At 44.4% G+C, this 14,002-nt stretch carries 13 protein-coding genes; 3 read left to right on the top strand and 10 right to left on the bottom strand.

Annotated features, from left to right (window positions below):
- The coding region (locus CAG68_RS15860; protein WP_272926334.1) for an integron integrase at nucleotides 1-931 on the top strand (931 nt) is incomplete at its 5' end.
- Between the two features lie 43 nt (nucleotides 932-974).
- Here the strand turns inward: CAG68_RS15860 and CAG68_RS15855 are convergent.
- The 8 genes from CAG68_RS15855 to CAG68_RS15820 form a co-directional block, all read right to left on the bottom strand.
- A complete protein-coding gene (locus CAG68_RS15855) occupies nucleotides 975-1,448 on the bottom strand; it encodes a DUF2947 domain-containing protein (RefSeq protein ID WP_054574728.1) in 474 nt (157 codons plus the stop codon).
- 13 nt (nucleotides 1,449-1,461) lie between these two features.
- Nucleotides 1,462-2,049: an HD domain-containing protein gene (locus CAG68_RS15850; protein ID WP_005376917.1), complete on the bottom strand. Its 588-nt coding sequence runs from the start codon at nucleotides 2,047-2,049 to the stop codon at nucleotides 1,462-1,464.
- A gap of 1 nt (nucleotide 2,050) precedes the next feature.
- Nucleotides 2,051-2,635, bottom strand: a complete 585-nt coding sequence (gene rimJ, locus CAG68_RS15845) for a ribosomal protein S5-alanine N-acetyltransferase (RefSeq protein WP_005376916.1) — start codon at nucleotides 2,633-2,635, stop codon at nucleotides 2,051-2,053.
- 36 nt (nucleotides 2,636-2,671) lie between these two features.
- On the bottom strand, nucleotides 2,672-4,216 hold the full coding sequence (tyrR, locus tag CAG68_RS15840; RefSeq protein WP_017820442.1) for a transcriptional regulator TyrR: 1,545 nt from the start codon (nucleotides 4,214-4,216) through the stop codon (nucleotides 2,672-2,674).
- Nucleotides 4,217-4,316: 100 nt separating this feature from the next.
- The gene (locus CAG68_RS15835; RefSeq protein WP_005388274.1) at nucleotides 4,317-5,357 is read right to left on the bottom strand and encodes a YcjF family protein; all 1,041 of its coding nucleotides are present in this window, start codon (nucleotides 5,355-5,357) and stop codon (nucleotides 4,317-4,319) included.
- A complete protein-coding gene (locus CAG68_RS15830) occupies nucleotides 5,354-6,730 on the bottom strand; it encodes a YcjX family protein (protein ID WP_054729087.1) in 1,377 nt (458 codons plus the stop codon). The genes CAG68_RS15835 and CAG68_RS15830 overlap by 4 nt, the downstream gene beginning before the upstream one ends.
- 256 nt (nucleotides 6,731-6,986) lie before the next feature.
- On the bottom strand, nucleotides 6,987-7,172 hold the full coding sequence (locus CAG68_RS15825; RefSeq protein WP_005376906.1) for a hypothetical protein: 186 nt from the start codon (nucleotides 7,170-7,172) through the stop codon (nucleotides 6,987-6,989).
- A 174-nt stretch (nucleotides 7,173-7,346) separates the two neighbouring features.
- Complete coding sequence (locus CAG68_RS15820) at nucleotides 7,347-8,864, bottom strand: fumarate hydratase (RefSeq protein WP_005376905.1); 1,518 nt, start codon at nucleotides 8,862-8,864, stop codon at nucleotides 7,347-7,349.
- A 270-nt stretch (nucleotides 8,865-9,134) separates the two neighbouring features.
- Here CAG68_RS15820 and pabB point away from each other — a divergent pair, with 270 nt between their 5' ends.
- On the top strand, nucleotides 9,135-10,499 hold the full coding sequence (gene pabB / locus CAG68_RS15815; RefSeq protein WP_054729084.1) for an aminodeoxychorismate synthase component I: 1,365 nt from the start codon (nucleotides 9,135-9,137) through the stop codon (nucleotides 10,497-10,499).
- Nucleotides 10,500-10,862: 363 nt separating this feature from the next.
- Here the strand turns inward: pabB and CAG68_RS15810 are convergent, their stop codons facing one another.
- Nucleotides 10,863-12,563 (bottom strand): ATP-binding protein, encoded by a 1,701-nt coding sequence (locus CAG68_RS15810; protein ID WP_005376903.1) that lies wholly within the window; start codon nucleotides 12,561-12,563, stop codon nucleotides 10,863-10,865.
- A 7-nt stretch (nucleotides 12,564-12,570) separates the two neighbouring features.
- A complete protein-coding gene (locus CAG68_RS15805; RefSeq protein WP_005388282.1) occupies nucleotides 12,571-13,110 on the bottom strand; it encodes a heme NO-binding domain-containing protein in 540 nt (179 codons plus the stop codon).
- A 231-nt stretch (nucleotides 13,111-13,341) separates the two neighbouring features.
- Here CAG68_RS15805 and CAG68_RS15800 point away from each other — a divergent pair, with 231 nt between their 5' ends.
- Nucleotides 13,342-13,941, top strand: coding sequence for a CoA pyrophosphatase (locus tag CAG68_RS15800; RefSeq protein WP_005376901.1), 600 nt, complete (start codon nucleotides 13,342-13,344; stop codon nucleotides 13,939-13,941).
- Nucleotides 13,942-14,002 lie beyond the last annotated feature (61 nt).

Here is a 14,002-nt window from a genome sequence, read left to right as displayed (position 1 = left end):
GCACATGCTTACGCGTCATTATGCGAATAAAACTATCGAAAGTTATCTATTTTGGATAAAACGCTTTATCACTTTTCACCAGCTTGCACACCCATCAACACTAGCAGAAGATGATGTCATTCAATTTCTGAGTTACTTAGCGGTAGAAGAAAAAGTTGCGGTAAAAACGCAAGCTTTGGCGCTGAACTCAATATCATTTTTATATCGTGATTATTTCAAAACCCCACTATCACTTGATATGAGATTTCAGAAATCCTTGACCGAAAAGAAACTTCCCGTTGTGTTAACCAGGGAGGAGATCCGAAGATTCGTTCAGCATATCGACCCGAGGTATAGACTCCATATTCAGCTGCTTTACGGCTCAGGGCTTCGAGTGATGGAATGTTTACGCTTACGAGTTCAAGACATCGATTATGATTATGGTGCAGTTCGCGTTTGGCAAGGAAAAGGAGGTAAAAATCGTACAGTCACATTAGCCAAAGAACTGCATGAACCACTTAAAGCTCAAGTTAATTTAGCAAGAAACTATTACTTTAAAGATAGACACATGCCTGGTTATGCGGGCGTATACATCTCTGAAGGTTTACGACGTAAATACCCAAAAGCGGAGCTAGATTTTAACTGGCACTTTTTGTTTCCATCAACAAAGTTAAGCGCAGATCGAGATACTGGTGAATTGAGAAGGCATCATATCAATGAAAGCGCAATACAAAGAGCAGTAAAGCGCGCGGCAAGCGACGCAAGCATTGAGAAAACTGTAACTTGCCACACACTAAGACACAGTTTTGCCACGCACTTATTGGAATCTGGCGCAGACATTAGAACTGTTCAGGAACAATTAGGGCATACTGATGTAAAAACCACGCAAATCTATACTCACGTTATCGAGCGCGGGGCTGGCGGTGTGTTGAGTCCATTATCCAGCCTTTAGAAAAACAAAGCCACCTCGAAAGGTGGCTTTGCTTTATAACTCGTTATTGACGAACACCGAGTTTCACATTGCCTTTTGAATCAAACCAAAGTGCTTGTGAACGGCGACGTCCTATTAGTATCGGACCATCGTCATAAAAGAGAAAGTTCTTCCAGTGCTTTTTAAAAATAGACCATTTCGTTTCGATGACATTGTACTTCTCGTAGCAAAAGTAAACGGTCACATCGTCTTGCCAATCGATATGTGCCTCAACTTCCGCTAGCATGTCAGGTTCATCCGACTCCCACGCAGCCATCCAATCCACAGTTTCAGACCAATTCGCCTCATTCATTGGCCAGTCTTGGGAACTAAGTCTATCCATATCAGGGCTTTGAGCACTGATATTTTCTTTCCAAAATTGTGCTGAACGGGCTTGGTTCATCGGCTTAATAAAAGCCAAATCTTCTTCTGGCACAGGCATCGACTGATGCGTAAAAATCCATTTTCTTTGGTATTCATCCAAAGGCAAATAAGACATTCAGTCTCCTTTATTACGATTTCAGCCAACCTTTCTCTGTGGCTTCTTCAATCAACTCTTTCGCTTTGTCCCATAAGGTAACAGAGCCAAATTCAATTCGTTTATTAATGGTAAGTGCTTGTTCGCGTGAGACACCATGTTCCTTCCAACTCTGACCATTATTATGGTAGTTCAAGAGCATTGGAATTAATCGATCGAGTGCTTTTGCATACTTAGCATCATCGGTCTGCGCGGCTTCAAATTCATGCCAAAGCGCCAATAGCTCTTGCTCCTGATCGCTGGGTAACATACCAAACAAGCGCTCTGCAGCTCTAATTTCTTTTTCTGCTTGCTCTTGAGACGCAGCAGTATCATAAACAAAGGTATCGCCCGCGTCGATCTCTACTACGTCATGTATCAATAACATTTTCATCACTCGGCAAATATCAACAGGTGCATTCGCATGCTCTTCCATCAATATTGCCATCAGTGCGACATGCCAACTATGCTCACCACTATTTTCGAGGCGCCCTTCAGCACTTTTAACTCGAGTTCGGCGCAAAATGCTTTTGAGTTTATCGAGCTCGATTACAAGTGCTAACTGCTTTTCCAATCGTTCCATACTATCGCCCTTCTGGCTGCCAATTCGGATTAATAAGCGACGTTAGAACGTGGTCTTGCCACTCACCATTAATCAAAAGGTAATCTTTTGCATACCCTTCTCGGTTGAAACCTACATGCTCTAGCACAGCTTCACTACGTTTATTGTGAGGCATGTAGCCAGCTTGAATACGATGCAGTTTCTGAACGTTAAACATGTAGTCGCAAGCCATGGTTAATCCACGACGCATATAACCATGCCCTTGCGCTTTTTCAGCGAGAGAATATCCGACGTTACAAGAATAAAAAGGAAAACGACTCAAACTACTAAAGGATATCGTACCTAGCATTTCACCCGAAGAGGCTCTGACTAAAAGGCAATAATACCCCAATCCCATTCGATGCAGCTCATTGAGCTTGATAAGCTTTTGCAACCAACCGTTCACTGAGAAAAAAGCCTCTTCACGTTTCGGTTCAAACGGTTTCAGGTATTCTCGGTTGGCTTGAAAATATTCGGCAATCATATCTGCGTCACCGATTTCAGCGGTACGAAGAAGCAAGTCACCGTCCAACTTATGAACGGCGATAGATGAGCTGTTATCTTCCATTACAAATGATTAATTCCGTCTTTTCGTTCAATTCGATTAATTCTTACGTATACCGTAATCACGCAGTTTATTAGCGATTGAGGTATGCGATACATTCAAGCGCTTAGCAAGCTTGCGGCTTGATGGGAATGACTGATACAAACGTTCCAGAACTTGAGATTCATAATCACGCATGATCTCATCCAAAGAACCGTCGATGTTAAGCGTTGCACTACCAGCGCCGACTGACTGAGGCTGAGGTAAATTGAAGTGATCCGCGTTTAGTATATCACCATCCATTTCCGTGAGCGCTCGAAGAACCATGTTATCCAGCTGGCGCATGTTTCCTGGCCACTGATAATTTGCAAGGGCATCAACTAGACCATCATCAAACTCTGGCTTATCAATCCCAAGCTGTTGAGCATGTTTCGCCACAAACAACTCAAGCAATGGTGCAACGTCGTTTGAGCGCTTACGTAACGGAGGAATGCTGAGCGTAAGTACGTTGAGACGATAATACAAATCTTCACGGAACATTCCTGCTTCAGAAAGCTCGGCAAGGTTATGTTTTGTTGAAGCGATGATACGAACATCGACATGCATCTCATCTTCTGCACCGACACGACGGAAATTACCATCCTGTAGAAAACGTAACAGCTTGATTTGAAGGTGCGAACTCATTTCACCGATTTCATCAAGAAATACCGTGCCGCCATTTGCTTGCTCAAAGATGCCTTTGTGGCCTTGTTCATGATTGAATGAACCCGGCGCATGACCAAAAAGTTCGGTTTCTGCTACATCGTCAGGCATAGAAGCACAACTCAAAACTAGGAATGGCTTGCTCGCGCGGCTAGAACGGCTGTGGCAAGCTTTAGCAAGCATTTCTTTACCAGTCCCCGTTTCGCCCTCAATCAACAATGGTTGGTCAAGCACAGACAGCTTCTTAGCTTGGTTCATTAGTGCTTTATGACGGTTCGATATACCAACAAAGTGCTCAAAACCCAGAGGATTATGCAGCGGTAGTGCTTCTTCAATTCTGGCAACTTGCTGACTAGAGCGAATCGTCATTAGAGTACTCGCTAGAGTCGAGTTTTGCGCTTCGTCTCGGATATAAACGGGCATCAACTCTAGAACATAGTCCAAGCCATCAATCACAAGGTTTTCCCGCGTTCGACCATTAACACCTTCAGACCAACGAGAGAAACGAACACTTGGTAACAAAGCACCGATTTGAGTACCAATCACTTCTTGCTTGTGAAGGCCAAGCAATGAAAGTGCAGACATGTTTGCCATGTCTACGGCACCTTTAAGATCAATGGCAAAAACCGGATCGGGCAAGTTATCAACTAACGAGAGCAGCTCCGTATTGTGGCGCTCCATCGGCATAAACTGGATTTTACGTACGTCTTTCACCCCCGGAATACGGCGGATTTCAGCCATCAGCTCACTAAACGTATCAAAATCAATATCCGGGCAATTCAAATAGATAATACCGCTAATATCGATTTCGATACCACGCAAGTCGATGCTTTTAGACGCTAAAATATCGAGCAGTTCTCGGGTCAAGCCGAGTCGATCTTCACATAAGACTTCAAGACGCACTTAAAATATCCCAATTCACAACTGTCAGGAAAAGTTGACAGTAGTTTCTATCATGCTTGGAATGGCGTCAAGCAATCCTATCCATCAAAGTTGATATTCGTTACGGTTTCATCGTAATTGATGCAACTTTCGCCGCCACTGCCTTGCGTATGGTGCCCAACTTAACCTGACGGTCAGGATACCAGGGTAGTGGACGCAATAAGGTCATCGCTTTCAAGCCCAAACGTGCCGTTAGAATACCAACACCTAGTCCCTGCCCTGCACGAGCAGAAACTTTGCCAGCAAGATCCATCGACATCAAATCCATACTGGCATCAATAGCGAGCTCACTGGCTCCAGCCGCCGCCATATTGACAAATACCGCTCTTAGTAACTTGATGCGAGAGGCATAACCTAGCTCTACCCCATATACTTTGGAGAGGTTGTCGATCATTTTGAAATTTCGCCACGCCACCAGCAACATATCAGCGGCAGCCAGAGGGCTCACGGCGACTAGGGCCGCACACTCGGTTGCGTGCTGTGATACGATTTTCGTTGCCAACTTGTCTTGTTGGCTCACCACCATCGAGTCATACATATCAAGAATTTCAGCGTCACTATGAGCAGGGTTAATACTGTTCTGCCAACGATCAAAGCCCGGATTCTCTGCCATCACACCACTTTGTTCTGCTACGGTTTCGCAAAAGGCTTTCCCTTTCCCAACGCTCTCACTATTAACAAGTGCTTCTGCTTCTTCTTGAACACTAAAATGATTTCGTAGTTTTCGCAGTTTCCAAAGCTCTTTACCCATAGCTCCTAAACCAAGCGAAGCGATCGCAGCAATAAACCCCGTCCAGCTTAAGGCCAGCCAATCAGAAGCCTGAATTGCGGTTATAACCGAGTCCACCGCTTGCCAGCCAACCAAACCAGCAAAAGTTGCAAATGCGCCAGTCGCGAGCCATTTTCTGCCCGATTTTGGACGAATGACATGCTCGAGTTGCAATTCCTGTTCGGTCTCCTGGTGCGCTTCTTTAACTTCAACAGGTACAAATGTTTCTTTTTCGCCGAATGTTTGCTGCGCCGTCAACTCCGGTTGATTCGATTGCTGCTCTTTTTCCATTACCTTTTCAGAGAAAACTTGTTTTTGCTTCAACTCACTCATTTCAATTTATCTCCAATCAGGTAATCCAGTGCTTTGTCTAAGCGTATGTGCTTCACTGGCTCATCATTCGGTGAGGGCATCGGACGAAACGACGTAAAATCAAACCCGTTGTTTTGCCAATAAGCTGCATTTGGTAGTTTTTTCGGCACCTCTCCAGGAAACATAGTCATCGGCTCACCACCCAATGTTGTTCCTTGTAACGCCGGGATGGTCTTATCTCCAGAGGAAATAAACCCCGTCGTGGTTGCTTGGATGGAAGCGATACTCATGCAGCTCATCTCAATATTCTCGTAGGCTGCCGTTTGCCATGCTGGATGCACCATTTGTTGGAGCAGAGACACCAAATTGGGGTGCTGATCGGGCGTGATATGATCCGCTTTTGTAGCAGCAAACAACACTTTGTCGATTTTTGGTGAGAACAGACGACGCAAAAAGCTACTACGACCATAGCGGAAGCTATGCATGATCTGTTCTAGCGCTTGGCGCATGTCGTAAAACGCTTCATCACCGGCATTGAGAGGCTGCAAACAATCCACCAGTACAATCTGGCGATCGAAGGTCGCAAAATGATGCTTATAAAACGCTTTCACGACTTTCTGTTGGTATTCCTGAAAACGGGCTTCTAGCATCGCTAAGTTACTGCCCTTGGACGCTTTGCTTTCTGAATCAACACGACACGGGAAAAACTGTAGCACCGGCGCGCCTGCTAGCTCACCAGGTAATACAAAGCGGCCAGGCTGAACCCAATGAAGGCCAGAGTCTTTACAAGAATGAAGGTACTCTGTGTATGTGTGTGCAACTTTCTCAAGTAGTTTCTCATTCACTTCTGCAAAGAGATCCACTTTCTCCAGTTTAGAAAGCCAAGCTTTGGCTAAATCGCCACGCTGGCCTTTAAGTGCATCAAACTGAGTTTGCGACCACGTTGCAAAGTCCATGTCCAATAAAGGCAGGTCGAGCAGCCACTCTCCTGGATAGTCGATAATATCAACATTTAAAATTGCGGTTTTACTCAACAGCTTTTTCGTGGTTTTATTTGGTTTGTACTTGAGCGCTAAGCGAATCTCACTCACATCACGTGTCGGTACTGGCCACTGAGGTGGAGTGGCATGAATTTGGCTCATCGCCTCATCGTAAGCAAAGCGTGGCACCATCATATTCGATTGAGGCTCACGCTTCGCCCCAATAAGGCGCTTATCTCTAGCCGCAGTCAAAAGAGGCAAATTGTCATGGGTTGCAGTATGAAGAAGCTGATTCACTAATGACGTGATGAATGCCGTCTTACCGGCACGAGAAAGTCCGGTGACAGCAATTCGAACATTAGAGTCCATACCTCTGTTGATAAAGTCATTAACTTCTTTCTTTATTCTCTTCATTACGCTTCTTTATCTTACTCCACTTTAAAACAACGTTGTCAGCGACTTCGAATTTCGATCTATGAATACTGTTCTATCCCGAATTCTATGAGTTTAACTTTATATACCTTAATAAAAGATGAACAAAACATCCGGCTTGATGCTGTATTAAAAAAAGAAAAGCCCCTGAGTGGTTCAGAGGCTTACTTAATCTACAGCATTAGTAACTCTATATGCGCTGATTACTATGTTAAACAGGAACCCGCTTTCTTTAAGCCTAGTCGTCTTCGATCAACTTATAGATAACAAATAGAGCGATTTCTAAAATCAACCACAACACACATGTGATGGTCACGTACTTTTCATCAAAGATGCTGATACCGTGAAGAATCAAGTCATAGCCAACAAAGCCACCTATCACTACAGCAAGAATAATTTGTAGAATCTGAATAAAACGAGGCATGCCGTCTCCTAATTATTGTTCGCATAACGTTTGATTGCTATGCCTAAAGGTTTATATCCTTAATTATATAGACAAAAAGTGCAGGTTTCGCTGCACTTTTGTCAATTGTTTGCTAGGTAAATCAGCACCTTGTCACATTCTCTCTACTGAGACGCAGCAAGATTGCCTTTTGCCTTATGCCTCCATCTCTTGAATTTTCACTTTCCAAGTGTCTGGACCAATTTGGTGCGCGTTAACACCATTTGAGTCGACAGCCACTGTTACTGGCATATCTTCAACTTCAAATTCGTAAATCGCTTCCATACCTAAATCTTCAAATGCGACAACGCGAGCTTTCTTGATCGCTTTCGCCACCAAGTACGCAGCGCCACCGACAGCCATTAGGTAAACCGCTTTGTGATTCTTGATAGATTCAACCGTTGCAGGGCCACGCTCAGCTTTACCGATCATGCCCATGATGCCGGTCTTTTCTAGCATCATGTCGGTGAATTTATCCATACGCGTAGATGTTGTTGGGCCAGCAGGACCAACGACTTCATCACCAACTGCATCAACAGGGCCTACGTAGTAAATGAACTTACCGTTGAGATCTACGCCTTCAGGTAGACCTTCACCGTTATCTAGCATGCCTTGAATACGTTTATGCGCAGCATCACGACCAGTCAGAATTTTACCTGATAGAAGAACCGTTTCGCCTGTCTTCCACTCTTGTACTTCTTCTTTAGTAATTGTGTCTAAGTTTACGCGACGCGTATTTTCGCCCGCTTCCCAAGTGATATCTGGCCAATCTTCTAGTTTAGGTGGTGTTAGCTCTGCTGGGCCGCTACCATCAAGCGTGAAGTGTACGTGACGAGTCGCCGCACAGTTCGGGATCAAACAAACAGGCTTAGAAGCCGCGTGCGTTGGCGCAGTTTTGATTTTAACGTCGACAACAGTCGTCAAACCGCCAAGACCTTGCGCACCGATACCAAGTTTGTTCACGCGATTGAAGATATCCAAACGAAGCTCTTCTTCTGCGTTTTGTGGGCCACGGTCAATAAGCTCTTGAATATCGATGTGTTCCATTAGAGATTCTTTTGCCAATACCGCTGCTTTTTCAGCCGTACCGCCGATACCAATGCCAAGCATGCCAGGAGGACACCAGCCCGCCCCCATTGTTGGTAGCGTTTTTTCTACCCATTCAGCAATATCGTCAGATGGGTTTAGCATCACCATCTTAGTTTTGTTTTCGCTACCACCGCCCTTCGCAGCGATCTGAATTTCAACTTTATCGCCCGGAACCATGTTGATATGTACGACGGCAGGCGTGTTGTCTTTGGTATTAATACGTTTACCAGCAGGGTCCATAAGTACTGACGCACGCAACGGGTTATCAGGGTTCGTGTACGCTTGTCGAACACCTTCATCTACCATCTGCTGAACCGTCATGTCGGTCGAATCCCATTGCACGCCCATACCGATGTTGACGAAACACGTCACAATACCAGTATCCTGACAAATTGGACGGTGACCTTCTGCGGACATTCGGGAGTTAATTAAGATCTGAGCAATCGCGTCTTTAGCGGCTTGGCTCTCTTCGCGGTGATAGGCTTTTTCAAGAGCTTGAACAAAGTCTAGCGGGTGGTAGTAAGAAATATACTGTAGCGCATCAGCGACACTGCTGATCACATCCTGCTTGCGTATTACCGTCATTACATGCCTCGTTATAGTTATGCTTCCATTATTGGCTTGGCTTCAATCGTGTTTGTTGAGCTTATTGCTCTTTTGAGCTTCGTTTTTTATAAACAATTGTCGAACGGCTGATATCGACACACGAAATGCTGAAGTTGCCTACTTGTAAACCATCTCAAAACCCTATGAATAGAGGGAGTTTGGCTATACAGAGGAATATGATACTCTTGCTGCCCATGACATGCCATGCAGTGAACGATCTCTTTGTCACAAATTACACAAATGAACAACATGGACAATCAATTCATTGATTTTAAAGCGCTGGAATACGCACCAGAGTTTACTCTTCACCTTTTTTCTCGCATTCAACACCTACCTTGGGCGATGTTGCTGCGTTCTGCATCAAAAACGCATATCGATAGCCGCTTCGATGTATTGGTTGCCAACCCAATTGCAACGTTAGAAACCACTGCCGACAACACACAAGTTGAAACGCCATCGAATGCCTATTCAACTCAAGATGACCCATTTGCGCTGCTTCATCAGATGCAAGAACAGTGGCTTCCTCACGTAGAGTTAAATAAAGAATTGGATTTGCCTTTTGTCGGCGGTGCGCTAGGTTACTTCAGTTACGATTTAGGTCGCCGCGTAGAAACGATGCCAGAAGTGGCAGAAAAAGATCTCAACACGCCGGATATGGCGGTAGGTCTGTATGAATGGGCCGTCGTTGTTGACCACAAGCTTAAAAAAGCATGCTTAGTCGGTCAGAACATCGAGCAAGCTTGGCAATGGTTAAACGAGCAAAAAGCAGAACAAACCGTTGACTTCGCTTTGTCTGGTGCTTGGCAGTCAAACATGACAAAAGAGAGCTACGCCACTCGCTTTGACAAGGTGCAAGAATACTTGTTGAGCGGTGACTGTTATCAGATCAATTTGGCGCAACGCTTTAACGCACCGTATCAAGGCAGTGAGTGGCAAGCGTATCTAAAATTAGAGTCCGCCAACCAAGCGCCATTTTCCGCTTTTATCCGTATGCCTGAGTCTTCGATTTTGAGTATCTCTCCAGAGCGCTTTTTAGAGCTCAAAGATCGCGTCATTGAAACAAAACCAATCAAAGGTACTCGCCCACGCAGCGAAGATCCAAAGAAAGATAACGCTAATGCCCATGACTTGCAGACAGCGGAAAAAGATCAGGCAGAAAACCTGATGATTGTCGATTTGCTGCGTAATGATATTGGTCGGGTTGCATCACCGGGTAGCGTTCACGTGCCAAAGTTGTTCGATATTGAAAGCTTCCCTGCCGTGCATCATTTGGTGAGCACCATTCGTGCAAATTTGGATGAACAATACGCTCCTGCGGATTTGCTGCGAGCGTGTTTTCCAGGCGGTTCAATTACGGGAGCACCTAAAGTTCGCGCAATGCAGATTATTGAAGAACTGGAGCCGCATCGACGCAGCGCGTATTGCGGCAGTATTGGCTACATTTCACGCCATGGTCGTATGGACACCAGCATTACTATCCGAACTCTTGTAGCGGAAAAAAACAAACTTTACGCTTGGGCTGGCGGCGGCGTCGTGGCAGATAGCGATTGCGCCTCTGAGTATCAAGAAACGTTGGATAAGCTTTCAAAGATTTTGCCAGCGCTGCAATCGTAGATTTCAACCGCGGACAACGTCGCTTAATGCTTGTGACGAAAACAATCTAAAACGCCTCCAGAACGGATAATGCCGCTCGTTTAACAGCGAGTGGCATATTTCTGTATCTCATCACCCTGCACAGCGACGAAGGAGCGTGATACAGGTTCTTCTATTCAAGCACTTTGTGGTCAAATTTGTTTCATTACCCGCTCATCGTGCTGCTACTAGATTCTCAGTATCGCCAAGGCTCGCTAGAATGACCCAAAAAACATCGTTAAATGATCGGCATTATCCAGCGTGGTGCGTTTTTTGTGTGCTTTATTTACATGTACTTTAGCTTTTAGCCGTTGGCCAACAAACATACTTTTTAAGAGGCAGCGTCTACTGCTCAAGCCACTTACACATAATCTGTTCGATATCGGTTGCGGTGTACGGCTTAGTGAGGATGTCGTCCATGCCTGAATCAATGCACTTTTGACGCTCTTCGATGGTAGTGCCAGCGGTTAATGCAATAATAGGATGAGTAAAGCCACGCTCTCTCAGATACATCGTCGCCTCATAACCATCCATTTCTGGCATTCGGCAGTCCATGAATATCAGTTCGTAGTCTTTACTTTTCACCGCTTCTAATGCTTCTTTACCGTTGGCTTTTAAATCAGGTGTAATGTCGAGTTTTTTCAGCATTTGAGTAACAATGACTTGATTCATTCTGATGTCATCAACCACTAATATTGACCGTCCTGCTAAATCGCTTCGCTCTATGGTGACCAATTCCCCCTCTGCTGTGCCTTGTGCTTGCCCTTCCTCAAGAGGAATAGCAACTTTAAAAGTTGTCCCTTTGCGCTCTTCACTCTCAAAGCTAATTTGACCTTGCATCAAATCCACGAGATTTTTACAAATCGCGAGACCTAAACCTGAGCCTTCAAAGCTGCGTTTCGCCGAGCGATCAACTTGGACAAATGGATCAAAGAGTGACGGCTGTGCTTTTATTGGGATGCCAATACCAGTGTCTTCAACCTCAAAATAAGCCGTGCCGTTAAGCCATTCCACCCGTAACACGACACCACCCAAGTGAGTAAACTTAATCGCGTTTCCCACCAAGTTAACCAAAATTTGTGTAATGCGCTCTAAGTCACCGACTAAAAACTCTGGAATCCCCAGCTTTTTGTCGATAGAGAAATGGATGCGTTTTTCCGCAGCCTTAGCTGCAAATACACCCATTATGGCTTTTTCAAGCTCCTCCCAGGCAAAAACTTTATGTATGATTTCCATCATACCGGCATTCATCTTACTGAAATCAAGAAGATCATTAATGATAACTCTCAATAAGTCCCCTGATTGAGTCAAATTGCTCAAGTATTGACGCTGCTCTTCTTCTAATTGGGTTCGACTCAATAACTCCGCACTACCCAATACGCCATTGAGAGGAGTTCGCAGCTCATGGTTAATCATGGCGACAAACTCCTTCGTCGCTTTTTCTGATTCCTCAGCCCGCTTTCTCAGCTCGACCTCTCGCTCTAAACTTAAGTGTCGACCAATAACACCATGAACTAAGTCAGACACGAGCTCCATCTGTTTGGAAATAAAAGACTGATCGATTTGATCTTGCAACACGGAGAAAATCAACTCCCCAACCGTTTCCCCATCAATGATAACTGGCAAATGCAAATTCTCTCCCTGCCAATTAGGAGTGGTGAAAATCTCGTTGTTATGACGAAGCTGTAAGTGACCAAAGTGATGACGACGCAATGAGCTCAGCTTTGTAGCGTCAAGAAACAAGTAAGCCGCAGAAATGATCGAGTTAGAAGTGAGCTGCTCAATAAAGCTCGCTATCATTGCTTCATCGAACGTGCTCGATAAAAAAGTACGACCGAACTTAATCAACGTCGCATCAATTTGCTCTTCAAACTCAAACTTACGAAGATCCTTTTTAGATTTCAGCTCCAGCTTTTTCAATGCAACACTGAGTTGCTGGTTGGATTCATATAACTCTAAGCTTTTCTGTTCCAACAGCTGCTCAGCTGCTTTTCTTGATGCAACTTCTCGTTTGAGTTTCCTTTCTAATGAGGAACTTCCCGTCATATCGTTCTTATTGAGCCTCTAACCAAAAACGTACTTTGCTGCCATCCTCTGACTGATTTTGATGTTTGATATGAACTACCTCACCAAAATGCGCAGCACAGCCTTTTATCAATCCTAAGCATACGTGAGACATACATCTTGCGCTGTGGTAGTCAAATACCAATTGGGATTGGTTTTCACTAATGAAATCAAATTGCGGAGGGTTAGCATCAGGATAGAGCTTCTTAACTTCGACATGAATAAAGTCTTCAACATGGCGAACAAATTGAAACGTCGTTTCACACTGTTGCAAACTGGCGTGACTAGGAATGGAGCGAAGTAAATTCAAAAAGACGCACTCTCCAAACACTTCTTGCAGTTGCTCGGGGGGAACACCAGATACTTTACTGAGATTCACGATCAACTTAACCAAGTCTTTGTGATCGTAACTACCAACAGCGGTGTAAACACCTTCATCGTTAGAAAGATCGAGAACTTGGTCTAACACATCAAGACCGAATTTCTCTTCTACTAACTCCATGAACTCGGTGAAAATAATCCCTTTCATTGGCCAATACTTGTCCTATAGTGACGTCCTAAAATAAAGAATGGTGTATAACCTTATAAGTTTCAAATTAATATGTTCAAGCAGAGTGAGACACACAACACAAAGAGGGAAAGTGCTGGCGAGTGCTTTAATGCGAATGTTTTATTTGGTAACCAGCAACGATAACGCCATACGCTTTGCCGTCTTTGAGTATAATAAATAATGGTTAGGCACGATAAATAAGGACTCAGTTTGGTTATCGACAAAACTCATTTACTACAGAACTTTCAATTTCGGCTTCCAACGGGCTACCACAAAGAGTCCCTTGCTCGACTGAAATGGATGAAAGAAAAGTCCCTGAGAGATGCGGCAGTCTTAATCGGTTTTGTGGAACGCGATGACGGGTTACAAGTCATTCTGACTAAGCGTGCAGCCCACTTACGCCATCATCCGGGACAAATCAGCTTTCCCGGTGGCAAATATGAGCAGGAAGATATTCAGCTCGTGAATACCGCTTTAAGGGAAACCAAAGAAGAAGTTGGGATAGAAGATGAGCATATTCATGTGTTTGGTCAACTTCCTACACTACCAACGATTAGTCAGTTTAATGTGACGCCTTTTTTGGCTTTTGTTTCTCCGGAATATAAAACGCATATTGACCCAAATGAAGTAGAGTCAGTTTTTGAGGTTCCTGCCAACCATATTCTGAACCCCAAAAAATTGTATAGCACCAAATTTGACCTAAAAAGAAGCAGTCATCGTGTATTTGCTATCCCATATAGACAGCATTTCATCTGGGGCATGACGGCACAAATTATCGAATCAATGCAAAAACATATTATTTCACATTAAACAGTTGTTGATATCGGTGCTTTTATAGGCGCGATCATTATGCGCATCAATATTAATAAAA

Origin of the sequence: Vibrio sp. V42_P2S4T144 (genome assembly GCF_009904715.1) — a bacterium.
Lineage (GTDB): Bacteria > Pseudomonadota > Gammaproteobacteria > Enterobacterales > Vibrionaceae > Vibrio > Vibrio alginolyticus.
This window is presented reverse-complemented; position numbering and strand designations above follow the sequence as displayed.

Bases quoted from the DNA above. Each gene is read 5' to 3' on its own strand.
- CAG68_RS15830 (WP_054729087.1), bottom strand. From the start codon at position 6,730: ATGAAGAGAATAAAGAAAGAAGTTAATGACTTTATCAACAGAGGTATG.
- CAG68_RS15855 (WP_054574728.1), bottom strand. From the start codon at position 1,448: ATGTCTTATTTGCCTTTGGATGAATACCAAAGAAAATGGATTTTTACG.
- CAG68_RS15835 (WP_005388274.1), bottom strand. From the start codon at position 5,357: ATGAGTGAGTTGAAGCAAAAACAAGTTTTCTCTGAAAAGGTAATGGAA.
- CAG68_RS15825 (WP_005376906.1), bottom strand. From the start codon at position 7,172: ATGCCTCGTTTTATTCAGATTCTACAAATTATTCTTGCTGTAGTGATA.
- CAG68_RS15810 (WP_005376903.1), bottom strand. From the start codon at position 12,563: ATGACGGGAAGTTCCTCATTAGAAAGGAAACTCAAACGAGAAGTTGCA.
- pabB (WP_054729084.1), top strand. From the start codon at position 9,135: ATGGACAATCAATTCATTGATTTTAAAGCGCTGGAATACGCACCAGAG.
- CAG68_RS15820 (WP_005376905.1), bottom strand. From the start codon at position 8,864: ATGACGGTAATACGCAAGCAGGATGTGATCAGCAGTGTCGCTGATGCG.
- rimJ (WP_005376916.1), bottom strand. From the start codon at position 2,635: ATGGAAGATAACAGCTCATCTATCGCCGTTCATAAGTTGGACGGTGAC.
- CAG68_RS15850 (WP_005376917.1), bottom strand. From the start codon at position 2,049: ATGGAACGATTGGAAAAGCAGTTAGCACTTGTAATCGAGCTCGATAAA.
- CAG68_RS15805 (WP_005388282.1), bottom strand. From the start codon at position 13,110: ATGAAAGGGATTATTTTCACCGAGTTCATGGAGTTAGTAGAAGAGAAA.